This window comes from Streptomyces sp. NPDC111516 (assembly GCF_055635345.1).
In genome coordinates this window covers 111,824-127,504 of record NZ_JBVKBV010000014.1, presented here as the reverse complement: position 1 = coordinate 127,504, position 15,681 = coordinate 111,824, and the positions used below count along the sequence as shown (strand labels likewise).

General features: G+C 67.7%; 16 protein-coding genes, 1 tRNA gene and 1 riboswitch. Of the genes, 9 read left to right on the top strand and 8 right to left on the bottom strand.

Features of this window, described 5'->3' with window-relative positions; genetic code table 11:
- Window positions 1–299 precede the first annotated feature (299 nt).
- Window positions 300–1,403, top strand: coding sequence for a GntR family transcriptional regulator (locus ACZ7L9_RS24780; RefSeq protein ID WP_471418203.1), 1,104 nt, complete (start codon window positions 300–302; stop codon window positions 1,401–1,403).
- Between the two features lie 143 nt (window positions 1,404–1,546).
- The gene (locus ACZ7L9_RS24775) at window positions 1,547–4,024 is read left to right on the top strand and encodes a transglycosylase domain-containing protein (RefSeq protein ID WP_471418201.1); all 2,478 of its coding nucleotides are present in this window, start codon (window positions 1,547–1,549) and stop codon (window positions 4,022–4,024) included.
- Here the strand turns inward: ACZ7L9_RS24775 and ACZ7L9_RS24770 are convergent.
- The 3 genes from ACZ7L9_RS24770 to ACZ7L9_RS24760 all read right to left on the bottom strand — a co-directional run bounded on the left by ACZ7L9_RS24770 (window position 4,018) and on the right by ACZ7L9_RS24760 (window position 5,258).
- Window positions 4,018–4,338, bottom strand: a complete 321-nt coding sequence (locus ACZ7L9_RS24770; RefSeq protein WP_471418199.1) for a DMT family transporter — start codon at window positions 4,336–4,338, stop codon at window positions 4,018–4,020. The two genes, ACZ7L9_RS24775 and ACZ7L9_RS24770, sit on opposite strands and share 7 nt — an antisense overlap.
- Window positions 4,339–4,378: 40 nt before the next feature.
- Window positions 4,379–4,443: riboswitch (guanidine-III (ykkC-III) riboswitch) on the bottom strand.
- A 79-nt stretch (window positions 4,444–4,522) separates the two neighbouring features.
- Window positions 4,523–4,861: a GroES family chaperonin gene (locus ACZ7L9_RS24765; RefSeq protein ID WP_030923137.1), complete on the bottom strand. Its 339-nt coding sequence runs from the start codon at window positions 4,859–4,861 to the stop codon at window positions 4,523–4,525.
- Between the two features lie 76 nt (window positions 4,862–4,937).
- On the bottom strand, window positions 4,938–5,258 hold the full coding sequence (locus ACZ7L9_RS24760) for a DUF3618 domain-containing protein (protein WP_389987910.1): 321 nt from the start codon (window positions 5,256–5,258) through the stop codon (window positions 4,938–4,940).
- Window positions 5,259–5,386: 128 nt separating this feature from the next.
- Between ACZ7L9_RS24760 and bcp the strand changes: the two genes are divergently transcribed.
- From bcp to ACZ7L9_RS24735, 5 genes are all read left to right on the top strand, one after another.
- Window positions 5,387–5,854 (top strand): thioredoxin-dependent thiol peroxidase, encoded by a 468-nt coding sequence (bcp, locus tag ACZ7L9_RS24755; protein WP_471418195.1) that lies wholly within the window; start codon window positions 5,387–5,389, stop codon window positions 5,852–5,854.
- Between the two features lie 135 nt (window positions 5,855–5,989).
- Window positions 5,990–7,486, top strand: a complete 1,497-nt coding sequence (proP, locus tag ACZ7L9_RS24750) for a glycine betaine/L-proline transporter ProP (protein ID WP_471418193.1) — start codon at window positions 5,990–5,992, stop codon at window positions 7,484–7,486.
- Between the two features lie 163 nt (window positions 7,487–7,649).
- A complete protein-coding gene (locus ACZ7L9_RS24745; protein WP_471418191.1) occupies window positions 7,650–8,306 on the top strand; it encodes an HNH endonuclease in 657 nt (218 codons plus the stop codon).
- A complete protein-coding gene (locus ACZ7L9_RS24740) occupies window positions 8,303–8,968 on the top strand; it encodes an HNH endonuclease signature motif containing protein (RefSeq protein ID WP_471418189.1) in 666 nt (221 codons plus the stop codon). Before ACZ7L9_RS24745 ends, ACZ7L9_RS24740 begins: the two co-directional genes overlap by 4 nt.
- Before the next feature lie 49 nt (window positions 8,969–9,017).
- Window positions 9,018–9,100: transfer RNA gene (locus ACZ7L9_RS24735), tRNA-Leu, on the top strand.
- A 42-nt stretch (window positions 9,101–9,142) separates the two neighbouring features.
- Here the strand turns inward: ACZ7L9_RS24735 and rdgB are convergent.
- The 4 genes from rdgB to ACZ7L9_RS24715 form a co-directional block, all read right to left on the bottom strand.
- Complete coding sequence (rdgB, locus tag ACZ7L9_RS24730) at window positions 9,143–9,745, bottom strand: RdgB/HAM1 family non-canonical purine NTP pyrophosphatase (RefSeq protein WP_471418187.1); 603 nt, start codon at window positions 9,743–9,745, stop codon at window positions 9,143–9,145.
- Between the two features lie 21 nt (window positions 9,746–9,766).
- On the bottom strand, window positions 9,767–10,165 hold the full coding sequence (locus tag ACZ7L9_RS24725) for a hypothetical protein (protein WP_471418185.1): 399 nt from the start codon (window positions 10,163–10,165) through the stop codon (window positions 9,767–9,769).
- A 102-nt stretch (window positions 10,166–10,267) separates the two neighbouring features.
- Window positions 10,268–11,005 (bottom strand): ribonuclease PH, encoded by a 738-nt coding sequence (gene rph, locus ACZ7L9_RS24720; RefSeq protein ID WP_471418183.1) that lies wholly within the window; start codon window positions 11,003–11,005, stop codon window positions 10,268–10,270.
- A 217-nt stretch (window positions 11,006–11,222) separates the two neighbouring features.
- Window positions 11,223–11,456, bottom strand: a complete 234-nt coding sequence (locus tag ACZ7L9_RS24715) for a PTS sugar transporter subunit IIB (protein WP_014046255.1) — start codon at window positions 11,454–11,456, stop codon at window positions 11,223–11,225.
- Window positions 11,457–11,678: 222 nt separating this feature from the next.
- Between ACZ7L9_RS24715 and ACZ7L9_RS24710 the strand changes: the two genes are divergently transcribed.
- Together ACZ7L9_RS24710 and ACZ7L9_RS24705 are read left to right on the top strand one after the other, a co-directional pair.
- Window positions 11,679–12,989 carry a PTS transporter subunit EIIC gene (locus tag ACZ7L9_RS24710; protein ID WP_471418181.1) on the top strand — a complete coding sequence of 437 codons (1,311 nt, stop codon included), beginning with the start codon at window positions 11,679–11,681 and terminating at the stop codon, window positions 12,987–12,989.
- A 259-nt stretch (window positions 12,990–13,248) separates the two neighbouring features.
- Window positions 13,249–14,514 (top strand): PTS transporter subunit EIIC, encoded by a 1,266-nt coding sequence (locus tag ACZ7L9_RS24705; protein WP_471418179.1) that lies wholly within the window; start codon window positions 13,249–13,251, stop codon window positions 14,512–14,514.
- A gap of 81 nt (window positions 14,515–14,595) precedes the next feature.
- Here the strand turns inward: ACZ7L9_RS24705 and ACZ7L9_RS24700 are convergent, their stop codons facing one another.
- Window positions 14,596–15,348, bottom strand: a complete 753-nt coding sequence (locus ACZ7L9_RS24700; protein ID WP_471418177.1) for an MBL fold metallo-hydrolase — start codon at window positions 15,346–15,348, stop codon at window positions 14,596–14,598.
- Window positions 15,349–15,681 lie beyond the last annotated feature (333 nt).

The following is a 15,681-nucleotide window of genomic DNA, read 5'->3' as shown; positions in this document are numbered from 1 at the left end:
CCACCGAAGAATGTCAACGAATAGATGGTGGACGGCCATCCGTGAGTCGAAAATCCATCACATAACCTCTCACCCTTTCGCCCCTGAGACCGTTCTGATGCTGTGCCCGCGATGTCGCGTTGGTCCCTTCTCGCGGGTAGGGGTGCTGGGTGCAGCGGCTCGCGGCACACGAGCATCCGGTGTCCGGCTGCGACGCGGACAAGTCACCGAGCAGGTGACGGCACGGTGCCCACGTACGGTCGAAACCTATGAAGAACCGAGGCCTGGACCCGGCGGCGCCGCTAGGGCAATATCCGGTCATGTCCAACGGAGGCCGACCCACCACCCCGCTCGTGCTGTCCGCGACGGAGCGCCGGGCCCTGCAGGACCTCGCGGACAGCGCGGACAACCCGACGCTGGCCCTACGTGGCCGGATGATCCTCGGCTGCGCCGACGGACGCGCGAACAAGGACGTCGCGGATGCCCTCGGCGTCACGGCAGCGACCGTCGGCAAGTGGCGGCGGCGGTTCGTGCAGATGGGGATGGCTGGGCTGGACGATGGTTTGCGCAGCGGTCGCCCCCGTCTCGTGGACCGCGCACACATGGAGGAGGCGGTCATACCGTTGCGCGCGGTCGGCACTCGCAGCCTGGCGACCAGCCTGGGTGTGTCCCAGTCGACCGTAGCCAGGCTGGTCCGCGACGCCGTGCCGCACCGCCACCCGCGAATGCCCGCACCCGTGACCGTCGCGCCCCGGCCGCCCGCACTCCTGTCGGACCGGGTCTACGAGGCGGTACGTGGGTGGATCATCAGCGGCGAACTCATGGCCGGCACCAGAGTCGTCGAGTCCGAGGTGGCACGTGCACTGGGCACCAGCCAAACCCCTGCCCGCGAGGCCGTGCGCCGACTAGCACTGGAAGGCCTCATCACCCATCGGCCGCGGCTCGGGCACTTCGTCACGGAGATCTCGCAGGCGGAGGCGCGGGAGGCGCGAGAGGTCCGGGTCCTGCTGGAAACGGCAGCGGCTCGCCGGGCGACCGGCAGACTCACCACAGCCGAGGTGGAGCGACTGCGGCTGGAGGTGACGCGTATGCGCAGTGCCGCGGAACGTGGGAACATCTCCGCATTTCGGGAGGCCGACCTGCGCTTCCACCGGCACGTCTGCGCGTTCAGTGGCAACTCGATGCTGCTGAAGGCGTGGACAACGCTCGAACCCGCCCTGTGGCGTCTGCAAGTCGTGTCCAGCGCGATGTACAGCGGCGACTGGATGGTCATGGCTGACCGGCACCAAGACCTTGTGGACGCGTTGCTGGGTCACCATCCCGAGGAATCCGCACGACTGTTCGCGGGGCACGGGAAGGGCCAAAGCTACGCGACCCGACCACGCCGCGCCACCGGACGCCATGAGGGAAGTGCCATGAATTAGGTCTGGGTTCAGGCTGAGTACGGGCCTGCACCTGGTGTCCGGGGCCGGGCCTCTGGGAGTTCAGTCGGCGGTCGATCCGGTGCTTATTTCCCAGAAAAGGGCACTATGGGGGAACTGACCGCGGCCGAGGAGTCTGCACGGACATGAGCGACGAGCCACAGCAGCCGGGCGGGGAGAACGAACCCCGGAACTGGGCCCCCAGGGACCCGTCCGCCCACGGCAGCAGCAGCGGCAACAGCGGAGAACAAGGCGGCGAACAGGACGGCCGACATGGCGGTCGACAGGACGGCGTCGCGAAACAGCCCAAGCGACCCCGACGGCCCAAACGCACCGGCTGGCGCCGCGCCGTCCCCACCTGGCGGATGGTCCTCGGCGCCGTCCTCGTCGTCGCCCTGCTCCTGATCGGCGGCTTCATCGCCGGGTACGAACTCGTCGACATCCCGCCCGCCAAAGCCACCGCCACCGCGCAGTCGAACGTCTACCTCTACAAGGACGGCAGCGTCCTCGCCCGCTCCGGCGAGATCAACCGCGAGAACGTCGAACTCGCCCAGGTCCCGCTCACCGTCCAGCACGCCGTACTCGCCGCAGAGGACCGCGACTTCTACTCCGAACGGGCGGTCGACGTCAAAGCCATGGCCCGAGCCGCCTGGAACACCCTCGCCGGCAAGGGCACCCAGGGCGGCTCGACCATCACGCAGCAGTACGTCAAGAACTACTACCTCGGCCAGGAACAGACCGTCGCCCGCAAGATCAAGGAGTTCTTCATCGCGGTCAAACTCAACCGCGAGGAATCCAAGAGTGAGATCTTCGAGGGCTACCTCAACACCAGCTACTTCGGCCGCAACGCCTACGGCATCCAGGCCGCCGCACAGGCCTACTACGGCAAGGACATCGGCAGCATCACCACCGCCGAAGGCGCCTACCTCGCCTCCCTCCTCAACGCCCCCAGCGCCTACGACGTCGTCGTCCACCCCGAGAACAAGGCCGCCGCCCTCGCACGCTGGAACTACGTACTCGACGGCATGGTCAAGGAGAAGTGGCTCGGCGCCCGCACACGCGCCACCATGAAGTTCCCCGTACCCGGCAAGGCCAAGCCGCCCACCGGACTCTCCGGACAGCGCGGCTACGTCGTCCAGGCCGTCGAGGACTACCTCACCACCAACAAGGTCATCGACGAGAACACCCTGGCCACCGGCGGCTACCGGATCACCACCACACTGGAGAAGAAGAAACAGAACGCACTCGTCAAAGCCGTCGACGACAACGTCATGTCCCAGACGAGCACCGACCGCGAGGCCGACCGCAACGTCCGCGTCGGCGGCGCCTCCATCGACCCCGGCACCGGCCGCGTCGTCGCCATGTACGGCGGCGTCGACTACACCAAGCAGTACGTGAACAACGCGACCCGCCGCGACTACCAGGTCGGCTCCACCTTCAAACCGTTCGTCTTCACCTCCGCCGTCGCGGCCGACGCCACCACCCAGGACGGCCGGCCCATCACCCCCAACACCGTGTACGACGGCACCAACAAACGCATGGTCGAAGGCCCCAACGGACCCACCGGATACTCCCCCGCCAACGAGGACGACAAGAGCTACGGACCCATCACCGTCCGCGAGGCCACCGACAAGTCCGTCAACGCCGTCTACGCCCAAATGGCCGAAGACGTCGGCCCCGCCAAGGTCGAGCAGACCGCCGTCGGCCTCGGCATCCCCAAGAACACCCCCGACCTCACCGCCTCCCCCTCCATCGCACTCGGCGTCGCCACCGCCAGCGTCCTCGACATGACCGAGGCGTACGCCACCCTCGCCAACCACGGCAGGCACGGCGCGTACATCCTCGTCGACAACGTCAGCAAGGGCGGCACGGACCTGGAACTCCCCGGCAGGAACACCGAACAGGCCGTCAGCCGCGAGGCCGCCGACACCACCACCTCGATCCTCCGCAGCGTCGTCGAAAACGGCTCCGGCACCGCCGCCCAGGGCGCCGGCCACCCCGCCGCCGGCAAGACCGGCACCGCCGAGGACGACAAAGCAGCCTGGTTCGCCGGCTACACCCCCGACCTCACCACCGTCATCGCCGTCATGGGCCAGGACCCCGAAACCGGCGTACAGAAACCCCTCTACGGAGCACTCGGACTGGGCCGCATCAACGGCAGCGGCGCCCCCGCCCAGACCTGGGCCCAATACACCGAAGCCGCGCTGCGTGGTACCACGGTCGAGGACTTCAACCTCACCCTCGAAATCGGCGCCGACGAAACCGTCTCGCCCACCGCGGAGAGCACCATCCCCGGCGAGACCGGAACACCGTCGCAGGGCCCCTTCGGCACACTCCCGATCAATCCCGGAAACACCGCGCCCAGCAGCCCGCCGAGCCCCGGAAACAACGAAGCCGCCATCGGCGGCCCGGACACGGGCAACCCGAACGGCGGCGAACCACAGAACAGCGGACCGGACCACGGCGGCGACAACGGCGGCCCCCGCGGCGAACACCACGGCGGCAGGGACCGCTACGACTTCCTCCCGGGCGCCCGAGGCACCCCGGCCCCCGCACCGCCCCCGCCGCCCACGGCTCCCGCGGCTCCCACGCCGCCCCCGGCCCCCACGACCCCGCGTCAGTGACCCGACGTCGCCTTAAGCCCCACGACAGCCACCAGCAACAGACAGACGAAGAATATCCGGGCGGCGGTCACCGGCTCGTTCAGGACCACCATGCCGAGAACCGCCGCCCCGGCCGCACCGATACCGACCCACACGCCGTACGCCGTACCGATCGGCAGCGTCTTCGCCGCATGGGACAGCAACACCATGCTCGCCACGATCCCGAGCCCCGTGAACACGCTCGGCCACAGCCGGGTGAACCCCTCCGTGTACTTCATCCCGATCGACCAGGCCACTTCAAGCAGACCGGCGACTATCAGCAGAACCCACGCCACGACGGCACCTCCGACGAAACAGAACAGGCGAACAACAGGGGGTGCGTCGTCTTTGCAAACCCGGTACGGCGCGTCTCGTCGGGGGTCACCCCACCGTAGCAAAGAACACGTAAAGGGCCTGGTGACACCGGTCACCAGGCCCCACACCACTACAGCTGTCGCTACCGCCGACCACAGACACCGATCACAGATACAACCCGGTGGAATCCACCGACCCCTCGAACCGGTCCGCCGCCACCGCATGCAGATCCCGCTCACGCATCAGCACATACGCCACACCGCGCACCTCGACCTCCGCACGGTCCTCGGGGTCGTACAACACCCGGTCCCCCGGCTCCACCGTCCGCACGTTCTGGCCCACCGCGACCACCACGGCCCAGGCCAGCCGACGACCGACCGCAGCCGTCGCCGGAATCAGGATGCCGCCACCGGAACGCCGCTCGCCCTCAGGCGTATCGGACCGGACCAGCACACGGTCATGCAACATGCGGATGGGCAGCTTGTCGTCGGTGTTCTCGCTCACGCCCCGCAACCTACCTGCCCACCGCGGCTCCACACGCCTCCGGGGTACACACCTCCGGAGCAATCGGCCCGCACCATCACTTCTTCCGGCGCCGCTTCGACACCGCCAGCAGCCCCACGACACCCACCGCGAGCAACGCCGCCGGAACCACCCGCTCCAGACGCGGAGCACCGTCCTCCGACACGAACCGCGCCTTCACATCCGACACCGCCCGGTTCACCGCGACAAAAGCCCGCCCGGCCGTCCGGTCCACGGCCTCGGCAGCCTTGGCCTTCGCATCACCCATGATCGTCTTCGGGTGCACCCGCACCCCGATCTCATCGAGCACCACCGCAAGCTGCTCACGCCTGCTGATGATGTCCGCCTCGATCTGCGCAGGGGTCCTGGCATCCGACACTGCGCCGCCTCCGTGGTCCTCGTCCGGTAAACCTTCATCGACAGTCTGTCAGCTCCACCGCCCACGCACCCGGCGGCACCCCTATTACGCTCGGTCCCGTACACCCCACGTGCCACCTGAGGAGAACCATGAGCGAGCGACTCCAGCCCGGCGACACCGCCCCCGCCTTCACCCTCCCCGACGCCGACGGCAACGACATCTCGCTCGCCGACCACAAGGGCCGCAAGGTCATCGTCTACTTCTACCCCGCCGCCCTCACCCCCGGCTGCACCAAGCAGGCCTGCGACTTCACCGACAACCTCGAACTCCTCACCGGCGCCGGATACGACGTCATCGGCGTCTCCCCCGACAAGCCCGAGAAGCTCGCCAAGTTCCGCGAAAAGGAAAACCTCAAGGTCACCCTGGTCGGCGACCCCTCCAAGAAGACCCTGGAGGCATACGGCGCCTTCGGCGAGAAGAAGCTCTACGGCAAAACGGTGACGGGCGTCATCCGCTCCACGATCGTCGTGGACGAGGACGGCAAGGTCGAGCGAGCCCTCTACAACGTCAAGGCCACCGGCCACGTAGCCAAAATCATCAAGGACCTCGCCATCTGAACCAGGCCCGCCGGCGCCGCCCCGCACAACCGAACGATGTGAGGGACATCCCATTCGGCCACCGAACCGGTTTGCGACCGCCATGACCGCGCAGAAGCCCTTCCTGGAGCACCCGCCCGAGGAAAGGACCCGGCCATGGCGGCCACCGACCCCCAACAGGCGGCCGACCCGGAAGCGGTCAAACGCCACCCGACCCTCTTCCGCGCCATCCGCCAACGCAAGAACCCGAAGCTGCGCCGGTCGGACATCACCGTCACCGACGACCGGGCGGTCAAACGGGCGGTGAAGGCCGCATCACTCGGCAACGCCATGGAGTGGTTCGACTTCGGGATCTACTCCTACCTGGCCGCCACCCTGGGCCATGTCTTCTTCCCGTCCGGGAACGACACCACCCAGCTCCTCTCCTCCTTCGCCACCTTCGCCGTCGCCTTCCTGGTACGACCCCTCGGCGGCATGTTCTTCGGCCCCATGGGCGACAAGATCGGCCGCAAGAAGGTCCTCGCCCTCACCATGATCATGATGGCCGTCGGCACCTTCGCGATCGGAGTCATCCCCTCCCACGACTCCATCGGCCTGTGGGCCCCCACCCTGCTGATCTTCTTCCGCCTGGTCCAGGGCTTCTCCACCGGCGGCGAGTACGGCGGCGCCTCCACCTTCATCGCCGAGTACGCCCCCGACAAACGCCGGGGCTACTTCGGCAGCTTCCTCGAATTCGGCACCCTGGCCGGCTACGTCGGCGCCGCCGGACTCGTCACCGCGCTGACCGCGATACTCGACCCCGGCCAGATGGAAGCCTGGGGCTGGCGCATCCCGTTCCTCATAGCGGGCCCCCTCGGCCTGATCGGCCTCTACCTCCGACTGCGCCTGGACGAGACCCCCGCGTTCCAGAAACTGGAGGGCGGCACCGCCCACGCGACGGAGGCCGCCGACGGCGTCGAGACCACCACCAAGGGAGACCTCGCCAACATCTTCCGGCAGTACTGGCCGTCCCTGATCCTCTGCATCTGCCTGGTCGGCGCGTACAACATCACCGACTACATGCTGCTGTCGTACATGCCGACCTACCTCTCCGACGAACTCGGCTACAGCGAGACCCACGGCCTGCTCATCCTGCTCGCCGTCATGGTCTTCCTGATGCTGATCATCAGCCAGGTCGGCAAACTCTCCGACCGCTTCGGCCGCAAGCCGCTCCTGATGACCGGCATGCTCGGCTTCTTCTTCCTCTCCCTCCCCGCCTTCGTCCTCATCCGGCAGGGCGGCATCTTCGCCGTCACGACCGGCATGCTGATGCTGGGCCTCTCCCTGGTCTGCATGCTCGGCACCATGTCCGCCGCCCTCCCGGCCCTCTTCCCCACCCACGTCCGCTACGGCTCCCTCTCGGTGGGCTACAACCTCTCGACCTCCCTCTTCGGCGGTACGACCCCTCTGGTGATCACGGCCCTGATCAGCTGGACCGGCACCCAACTGATGCCGGCCTACTACGCGATGGCGGCGGCCCTGGTCGGCGCGATCGCCGTGGCCTGCATGAAGGAGACGGCGCAGCGCCCGCTGGACGGCTCGCCGCCGTCGGTGGAGACGCACGAGGAGGCCGCGGAACTGTGCGCGGCGCAGACGCCTGAGCCGAAGTTCTGACCCCGGGCCTCCGTGCCTCGTCGAAATGGTCCGCACCGCTTCAATCGACGTTGAAGCGGTGCGGACCATTCCGCATCTTGTCGGATATCGGACGTGACTCTCCGATAAACGGCTCGTTGATCCGTGCGAGACCGCGAACGCGCGGTCGGATGCGGAGGGGAACATGCCGGTAAGCCCCTACACACGAGAGCGGCTCACAGAGGCGGCCTCGTCGTCACGGACACTGTCCGAGGCGCTGACGAGACTCGGAGTGGACCCACGGAGCTCGACACGGAGCTACATTCGCGAACGTATGCGGAAGATGGGCATAGACACCGGACACTTCGAGCGCGAGGGCTCTCGCTGGACGAGGCAGATTCTTGAGCCCGTGGTCGCTGCCTCGAAGAGCGTGCACGAGGTGCTGCGACGCCTCGGCCTTGAGGCGGTGGGTGGCCACCACACCAACATCAGTCGTCGCATCAAGGCGTACGGCCTCGACACCTCACACTTCGTCCAGCCATCAAGAACCGGGACGAAGCAGCTCCGCCGCACACCCCAGGAACTACTGGTCGAGAACCTTTCACCGCACGCCCGCCGCATTCCCGGTGCCCGCCTCAAACCCGCCATGGCGGCGCTCGGCGTTGCCCAGCGGTGTGCGCTCTGTGGCACAGAACCAATGTGGTGCGGTCAGCCGCTCCCGCTCGAGGTAGATCACATCAACGGCAAGTGGCGCGACAACCGGTTGGAAAATCTGCGGTTGCTGTGCCCCAACTGCCACTCGGTGACCGACACATACCGTGGTCGCGCCAAGGGGCGTCGAGCAGGACTCGGTGGCTCATGAGCCAGAGACGCGAGTACACGCGTGAGCGACTGATCGAGGCGGCAGAAAAGTGCTCCGACATCGACGCGGTCATAACCTTCTTCGGGACACGCCCCTACGGCAAGCTCAGGAGGTACCTGCTCCGGCGCTTCGCTCACTTCGACATCGACATCTCTCACTTCCGCCACTGCGGCTTTGATACTGCTGGAACTCGTCCTTCAGCAAGCGCGCTCCTCGAGGCTGTGGCGGGCTCTCGTTCCCTCGCCGAGCTGCTCCGCAGGCTCTGCCGCCCGGACAACCGGCGTCAACGAGCCCTGCTGCGCCAGTGGATCAACGAAGAAGGACTCACAACCACACACTTTCTGGGGCAGGCGCACCAGCGCGGCCTACCGGGCACGACGCCCACCAAGCGCCCCGAAGAGGTACTGGTAAAGCACGAAGGCACGCGTCGCACGAGGACCACGATGCTGCGTCGGGCACTCGCTGGGATCGGCGTACCCGAGAGGTGCGCGGAGTGTGGAACTGGTCCGCACTGGCAGGGGAAACCCCTGACTCTGGAGGTCGACCACATCAACGGTGACTGGAGCGACGACCGCGCCGAGAACCTGCGCCTGCTGTGCCCGAACTGCCACGCCGTCACTGACACCTGGTGCCGAGGGGGCGGCCGCCGCAACACACGTTGACAAACCCGCTCTCACACTCGGCGTCTTGCCCGATACGATGATGCGGCAGGCGGCCGTGTCGGAAGGGTAGACGATCGGCGCTTAGAACGCCGTGGGAGAAATCCCGTGTGGGTTCGAATCCCACCGGCCGCACATGGCAATGGGCCGTCCCTTGGGGCGGCCCATTCCCATTGCTCACCCCACCAACTCCCGCACCACCGGCACCAGCGCCCGGAACGCCTTGCCTCGGTGGCTGATCGCGTTCTTTTCGGCCGGGGTCAGTTCCGCGCAGGTGCGGGTGGAGCCGTCCGGCTGGAGGATCGGGTCGTAGCCGAAGCCGTTCGTGCCGGACGGGGTGTGGCGCAGGGTGCCCGTCAGGCGGCCCTCGACCACGCGTTCCGTGCCGTCGGGGAGGGCGAGGGCGGCCGCGCAGGCGAAGTGGGCCCGGCGGTGGGCGTCGTCGATGTCGGAGAGCTGGGCCAGGAGCAGGTCCAGGTTGGCCCGGTCGTCGCCGTGGGCGCCGGCCCAGCGGGCGGAGAAGATGCCGGGGGCGCCGCCGAGTACGTCCACGCAGAGGCCGGAGTCGTCGGCGATGGCGGGGTGGCCGGTGGCCTTCGCGAGGGCGTGGGCCTTGAGCAGGGCGTTCTCGGCGAAGGTGACGCCGGTCTCCTTGACGTCGGGGACTTCCGGGTACGCGTCCGCGCCGACGAGTTCGTGGTCGAGGCCTGCGTCGGCGAGGATCGCGTGGAGTTCGGTGATCTTCCCGGCGTTGCGGGTGGCGAGGATGAGGCGGGTCATGTCATCCAGTATCGGGGGTGGTCAGGGGGTGCAGACCTTGCCGATTTCCTTGGCTGCGTCGGTGACCGGGGTGATGTCGGGGGTGGTGTCGCCCTTGTCGATCGAGTCGCGGACGTTGCCGACGCCGGCCCGGAGGTGGTCGACGGCCTTGCCGAGGTCGGCGTTGTCGGTCTTGTCGCCGAGGTTGCCGAGTTCCTTCTCGATGTCGTCGAGGGATTCGGATGCCCGGGTGGGGTCGTTCGACGCGTTGGAGACGGCCTGTTGGAGGTTGTCGACGCTGGTGGCGATGGCGTCGGCGGTGCGGACGCAGTCGAGTGCCTTGTCGACGGCGCCGCAGCCGGCTGTCGCGGTGAGTGTGAGGGTGAGGGCGGTCAGGGTCAGCGCGACGGTGCTGCGGCGGTGGCGGTCGGCCTTGGCCATGGTGCGGTTCCTCCCCGGGTGCGGATACGCGGACGGGCGCACGGTTCGACCCGTGCGCCCGTGCTCGTAACGACGCGTTGTGGTGCGTTCTTGGTTGCTTCTTCACTCGCCCAGGGTTCGGGCGAGTGCCTCGTGCTGGATGACGGTGAGGTCTGCGCAGCCTGCGGTGGCGAGGTCGAGGAGGGCGCCGAGTTCCTTGCGGTCGAAGGGGGTGGCTTCGGCGGTGCCCTGGACTTCGACGAAGCGGCCGTCGCCGGTGCAGACGACGTTCATGTCGGTCTCGGCGCGGACGTCCTCCTCGTAGCAGAGGTCGAGGAGGGGGGTGCCGCCGACGATGCCGACGCTGATCGCGGCGACGGTGTCGGTGAGTGGCTTGCGGCCGTGCTTGACGAGCTTCTTGTGCTGGGCCCAGGTGACGGCATCGGCGAGGGCGACGTAGGCGCCGGTGATGGCGGCGGTGCGGGTGCCGCCGTCGGCCTGGAGGACGTCGCAGTCGAGGACGATGGTGTTCTCGCCGAGGGCCTTGTAGTCGATGACGGCGCGCAGGGATCGGCCGATGAGTCGGCTGATCTCGTGGGTGCGGCCGCCGATCTTGCCGCGTACGGATTCGCGGTCGCCGCGGGTGTTGGTGGCGCGGGGCAGCATGGAGTATTCGGCGGTGACCCAGCCTTCGCCGCTGCCCTTGCGCCAGCGGGGGACGCCTTCGGTGACGGAGGCGGTGCAGAAGACCTTGGTGTCGCCGAAGGAGATGAGTACGGAGCCTTCGGCGTGCTTGCTCCATCCGCGTTCGATGGTGACGGGGCGGAGCTGTTCGGGGGTGCGGCCGTCGATACGAGACATGGCATCGACCCTATCGGGTGCGGGGATGGCGCCCGTTCGGGTGCGGTGCAGGCCCCGTTCGGTGGGGCGGACGGGGCCTGCGGGGTGGTGGTGCTAGTGGGGGGCTGGTGGCTGGTGCCGAGTTGGTTCGTTCGGCTCAGCGGGGGTTCCGGCGGGGGCGGCCGGAGGGCTCGTCCGGGGCTTCGGCCGGGAGGTCAGCCGGTGATTCGGCGGCCGGTCACATCATGTCTTCGATGTCGGCGGCGATGGGGTCGGCGTCGGTGCCGATGACGACCTGGATCGCGGTGCCCATCTTGACGACGCCGTGGGCTCCGGCGGCCTTGAGCGCGGCTTCGTCGACCTTGCTGGGGTCGTGGACCTCGGTGCGCAGGCGCGTGATGCAGCCTTCGATCTCGTCGATGTTGTCGATACCGCCGAGCCCGGCGACGATCTTCTCAGCCTTGCTGGCCATGGCCTTCTCCCTGGTTGTTCACATGCGTGCGACGGCCCACCATGGGTCCGTTTCGTCACCGTAACGCACGTTTGGCCCAGCTTCGCGAGCGAGTGACTGGACCGTCCCCAATGATGACGATCACCGGTGCCCGGTCTTCCAGGCGGGTTACGCACCGTACCCCAACTGGTCTACACCAGTCTGCAACGACCCCCGACCGCGCCTTGTTCCGGGAGGACGCCGATGAGCTCGAGCAGCGCCGCAGTACCACGGAAGACGTGGTGGAGCGGCCTCTTCCAGGGCCTCCAGAAGATGGGCCGCAGCCTCCAGCTCCCGATCGCCGTCCTGCCGGCGGCAGGCATTCTCAACCGGCTGGGCCAGCCGGACGTATTCGGCGACGAGGGGCTGCACTGGGGCGATGTCGCCAAGGTGTTCGCGGCGGCGGGCGGCGCGCTGCTCGACTCGGGGCTCGGCCTTCCGCTGCTGTTCTGCATCGGTGTGGCGATCGGCATGGCCAAGAAGTCGGACGGTTCGACCGCGCTCGCCGCGGTGACCGGATTTCTCGTCTATTACGCGGTGCTGCACGCCTTCCCGGTGGCCTGCGCCGCGGGAGCCAAGTTCAGCGGCGCGGGGATGTGGTCGGGGGTCTGCGTGCTGCCGGACACCACGGTCACGCAGGCCGGCTACCAGAACCCCGGGGTGTTCGGCGGCATCGTGATGGGTCTGCTGTCCGCCTGGTTCTGGCAGCGGTACCACCGGGTCAAGCTGGTGGACTGGCTGGGCTTCTTCAACGGTCGTCGGCTCGTCCCGATCATCATGGCGTTCGTCGGCCTCCTCTTCGCGGCGCTGTGCGCGTGGGTGTGGCAGCCGATCGGTGACGGTCTGACCAGCTTCTCCAAGTGGCTGGTGGACCTGGACTGGGCGGGGTCGGGCATCTTCGGTGTCGCCAACCGCGCGCTGCTGGTCATCGGTCTGCATCAGTTCCTGAACACGTTCGTCTGGTTCCAGTTCGGCGACTTCACCAAGCCGGACGGCACGGTCGTGCACGGTGACATCAACCGGTTCCTGGCGGGTGACCCGACGGCCGGTCAGTTCACCTCGGGCTTCTTCCCGATCATGATGTTCGCCCTGCCGGCCGCGGCGCTGGCGATCTACCACTGCGCCAAGCCGCATCGGCGGAAGGCGGTCGGCGGCATGATGCTGTCGGTCGCCCTGACGTCGTTCGTGACGGGTATCACCGAGCCGATCGAGTACTCGTTCGTGTTCATCGCGCCGTTGCTGTACGCGATCCACGCGGTGCTCACCGGTGTGTCGATGGCGGTGACCTGGGCGCTCGGGGTCAAGGACGGCTTCAGTTTCTCCGCGGGCCTGATCGACTACGTCATCAACTGGGGTCTGGCGACGAAACCGTGGCTGATCATTCCGATCGGCCTGGTCTTCGCCGCCGTCTATTACGCGATCTTCCGGTTCGCGATCACCAGGTTCAATCTCCAGACTCCGGGCCGGGAGCCCGACGAGGTGGAGGACGAGATCGAGAGAAACCTCACGAAGTAGCACCTGGGCCGGGCTCGGGCCCGGCGGGAGCGGCCCCTCGGACCTTGTGGTCCGGGGGGTCTTCGTCATGTCACGGAGCGTGGGTGATTGCTCATGCGAAGTAGTCGGAATGCACAGGTTCCTTATATATCCCATACCGTGCTACAACTGGTCTACACCACTGAGTGGTCCAGACCGCGCGGCGCTCTGCCGCGTTTCTCGAGTCGCCGTCTCCCCCGTCGAAGATCCGGGCGGCGCCTTGTCCCCATGGAGGAAGTTGATGTCCACGGCAGACACCGCACCCGCGGTCACCAAGAAGAAGGGCGCCGGCGTGATGGCGGTCATGCAGCGCATCGGCCGCAGCCTCATGCTGCCGGTCGCGGTGCTGCCCGCAGCCGCCCTGCTGGTGCGTCTCGGCAACGCCGACATGCTCGGCCGCGACTCGTTCCCGACCTTCATCACGAAGCTCGCCGGCTACATGTCCGCGGGTGGCGGGGCGATTCTCGACAACATGGCCCTGCTGTTCGCCGTGGGTATCGCGATCGGTTTCGCGAAGAAGTCGGATGGTTCGACCGCGCTCGCCGCGGTCACCGGCTACCTGGTCTTCCAGAAGGTGCTCGCCACCTTCACCGACAGCAATCTGCCCCAGGTCGCCGGCGTCGTGGACGGCAAGATCGTCATGAACGACGCGCCGGTCAACGCCGGTGTGCTCGGCGGTGTCGTGATGGGCATCGTCGTGGCCCTGATCTACCAGCGGTTCTACCGGACGAAGCTGCCCGACTGGGCGGGCTTCTTCAGCGGCCGTCGACTGGTCCCGATCCTGTCGGCCTTCGCGGGCCTGATCATCGGCATCGTCTTCGGTCTGATCTGGCCGGTCCTCGGCACCGGTCTGCACAACTTCGGTGAGTGGCTGGTCGGCTCCGGCGCCGTCGGCGCGGGCATCTTCGGTGTTGCCAACCGTGCGCTGATCCCCGTCGGCATGCACCACCTGCTGAACTCGTTCCCGTGGTTCCAGGCGGGCGATTACAACGGCGCCCACGGCGACATCGCCCGGTTCCTGGCCGGTGACCCGCAGGCCGGACAGTTCATGACCGGCTTCTTCCCGATCATGATGTTCGCCCTTCCGGCGGCCTGCCTCGCGATCGTCCATTGCGCCCGGCCCGAGCGCCGCAAGGTCGTCGGCGGCATGATGTTCTCCCTCGCGCTCACCTCGTTCGTCACAGGTGTGACCGAGCCGATCGAGTTCACGTTCATGTTCATCGCCCCAGTGCTGTACGCGATCCACGCGGTGCTCACGGGTGTGTCCATGGCTCTGACCTGGGCGCTCGGCATCAAGGACGGCTTCGGCTTCTCGGCCGGCCTGGTCGACTTCGGACTGAACCTCGGCATCGCGAGCAAGCCATGGCTGCTCGTGCTGGTCGGCCTCTGCTTCGCGGTGGTCTACTACGTGGTCTTCCGCTTCGCGATCGCCAAGTTCAACCTGCCGACTCCGGGCCGCGAGTCCGACGAGGAGCTTGCCGAGCTCCTCAAGGCCGAGGCGAAGTAGGCCTCACCCCGGTGCACGACGAAGCCCTCACCTTCCCTGCGGGAGGTGAGGGCTTCGTCGTGCACCGGACATGCGGGACGGTCAGATCTCGTACACCGCACCCGGTGCCGCCACTTCCACCGGTCCGCGGAAGAACATGCGGGCGTCGGCCAGGTTGCGGTCGGCGTCGGTCCACGGCGGGATGTGGGTGAGGACGAGCCGTCCCACTCCGGCGCGGGCGGCGATCTCGCCGGCTTCGCGGCCGTTGAGGTGGAGGTCCGGAATGTCCTCCTTGCCGTGGGTGAACGATGCTTCGCAGAGGAACAGATCGGCATCCTCGGCGAGCTCGTCCAGGGCCTCGCAGACGCCGGTGTCGCCGGAGTACGTGAGCGAGCGGCCGCCGTGCTCGATCCGGATGCCGAAGGATTCGACGGGGTGGCAGACCTTCTCCGTACGGACCGAGAAGGGGCCGATCTCGAACGAGCCGGGCTTGAGGGTGTGGAAGTCGAAGACCTCGCTCATCGCCCGCTCGGACGGGGTGTCGGCGTGGGCGGTGGTCAGCCGCTGTTCGGTGCCGTCGGGGCCGTAGACCGGGATGGGGCTGGGACGGCCCCCGTCGTGCCGGTAGTAGCGCACGACGAAGTATGCGCACATGTCGATGCAGTGATCGACATGGAGGTGGCTGAGGAAGATGGCGTCGAGGTCGTAGAGACCGACATGGCGCTGCAGCTCGCCGAGGGCGCCGTTGCCCATGTCGAGGAGCAGCCTGAAGCCGTCGGCCTCTACGAGGTAGCTCGAACATGCCGATCCCGCGGACGGGAACGAGCCGGAGCAGCCGACGACGGTGAGCTTCATGGAGCGTGAACCTCCGAGGCGTGGGAACGGGGAGGGTTCGTGCGGTCTGTTGAGCGGTTTGTCGAGCGTAAGGCGCGAGACAGCCGGTCGCTCCTCCATGGCCGTCCGTTGTGGGGGAACTCACCTGCTCTGTCACCGGTTCGATGGAAGAGGCCGGGGCGCCGGTACGGTCGGGACATGAACATGTCGTGGTGGTGGGTCGCGTTTGCCGTTGTCGTGCTGTTCGCGCTCGTCGCGGCGGTTGCCGATGGGCGGGGGCGGGGCGGGCGGCGGCCGGGTGGGCGTCGTGGCGGGTCGGCGGGTACGCGCTCGGGTGGGCGTCCGGGCGGGCGG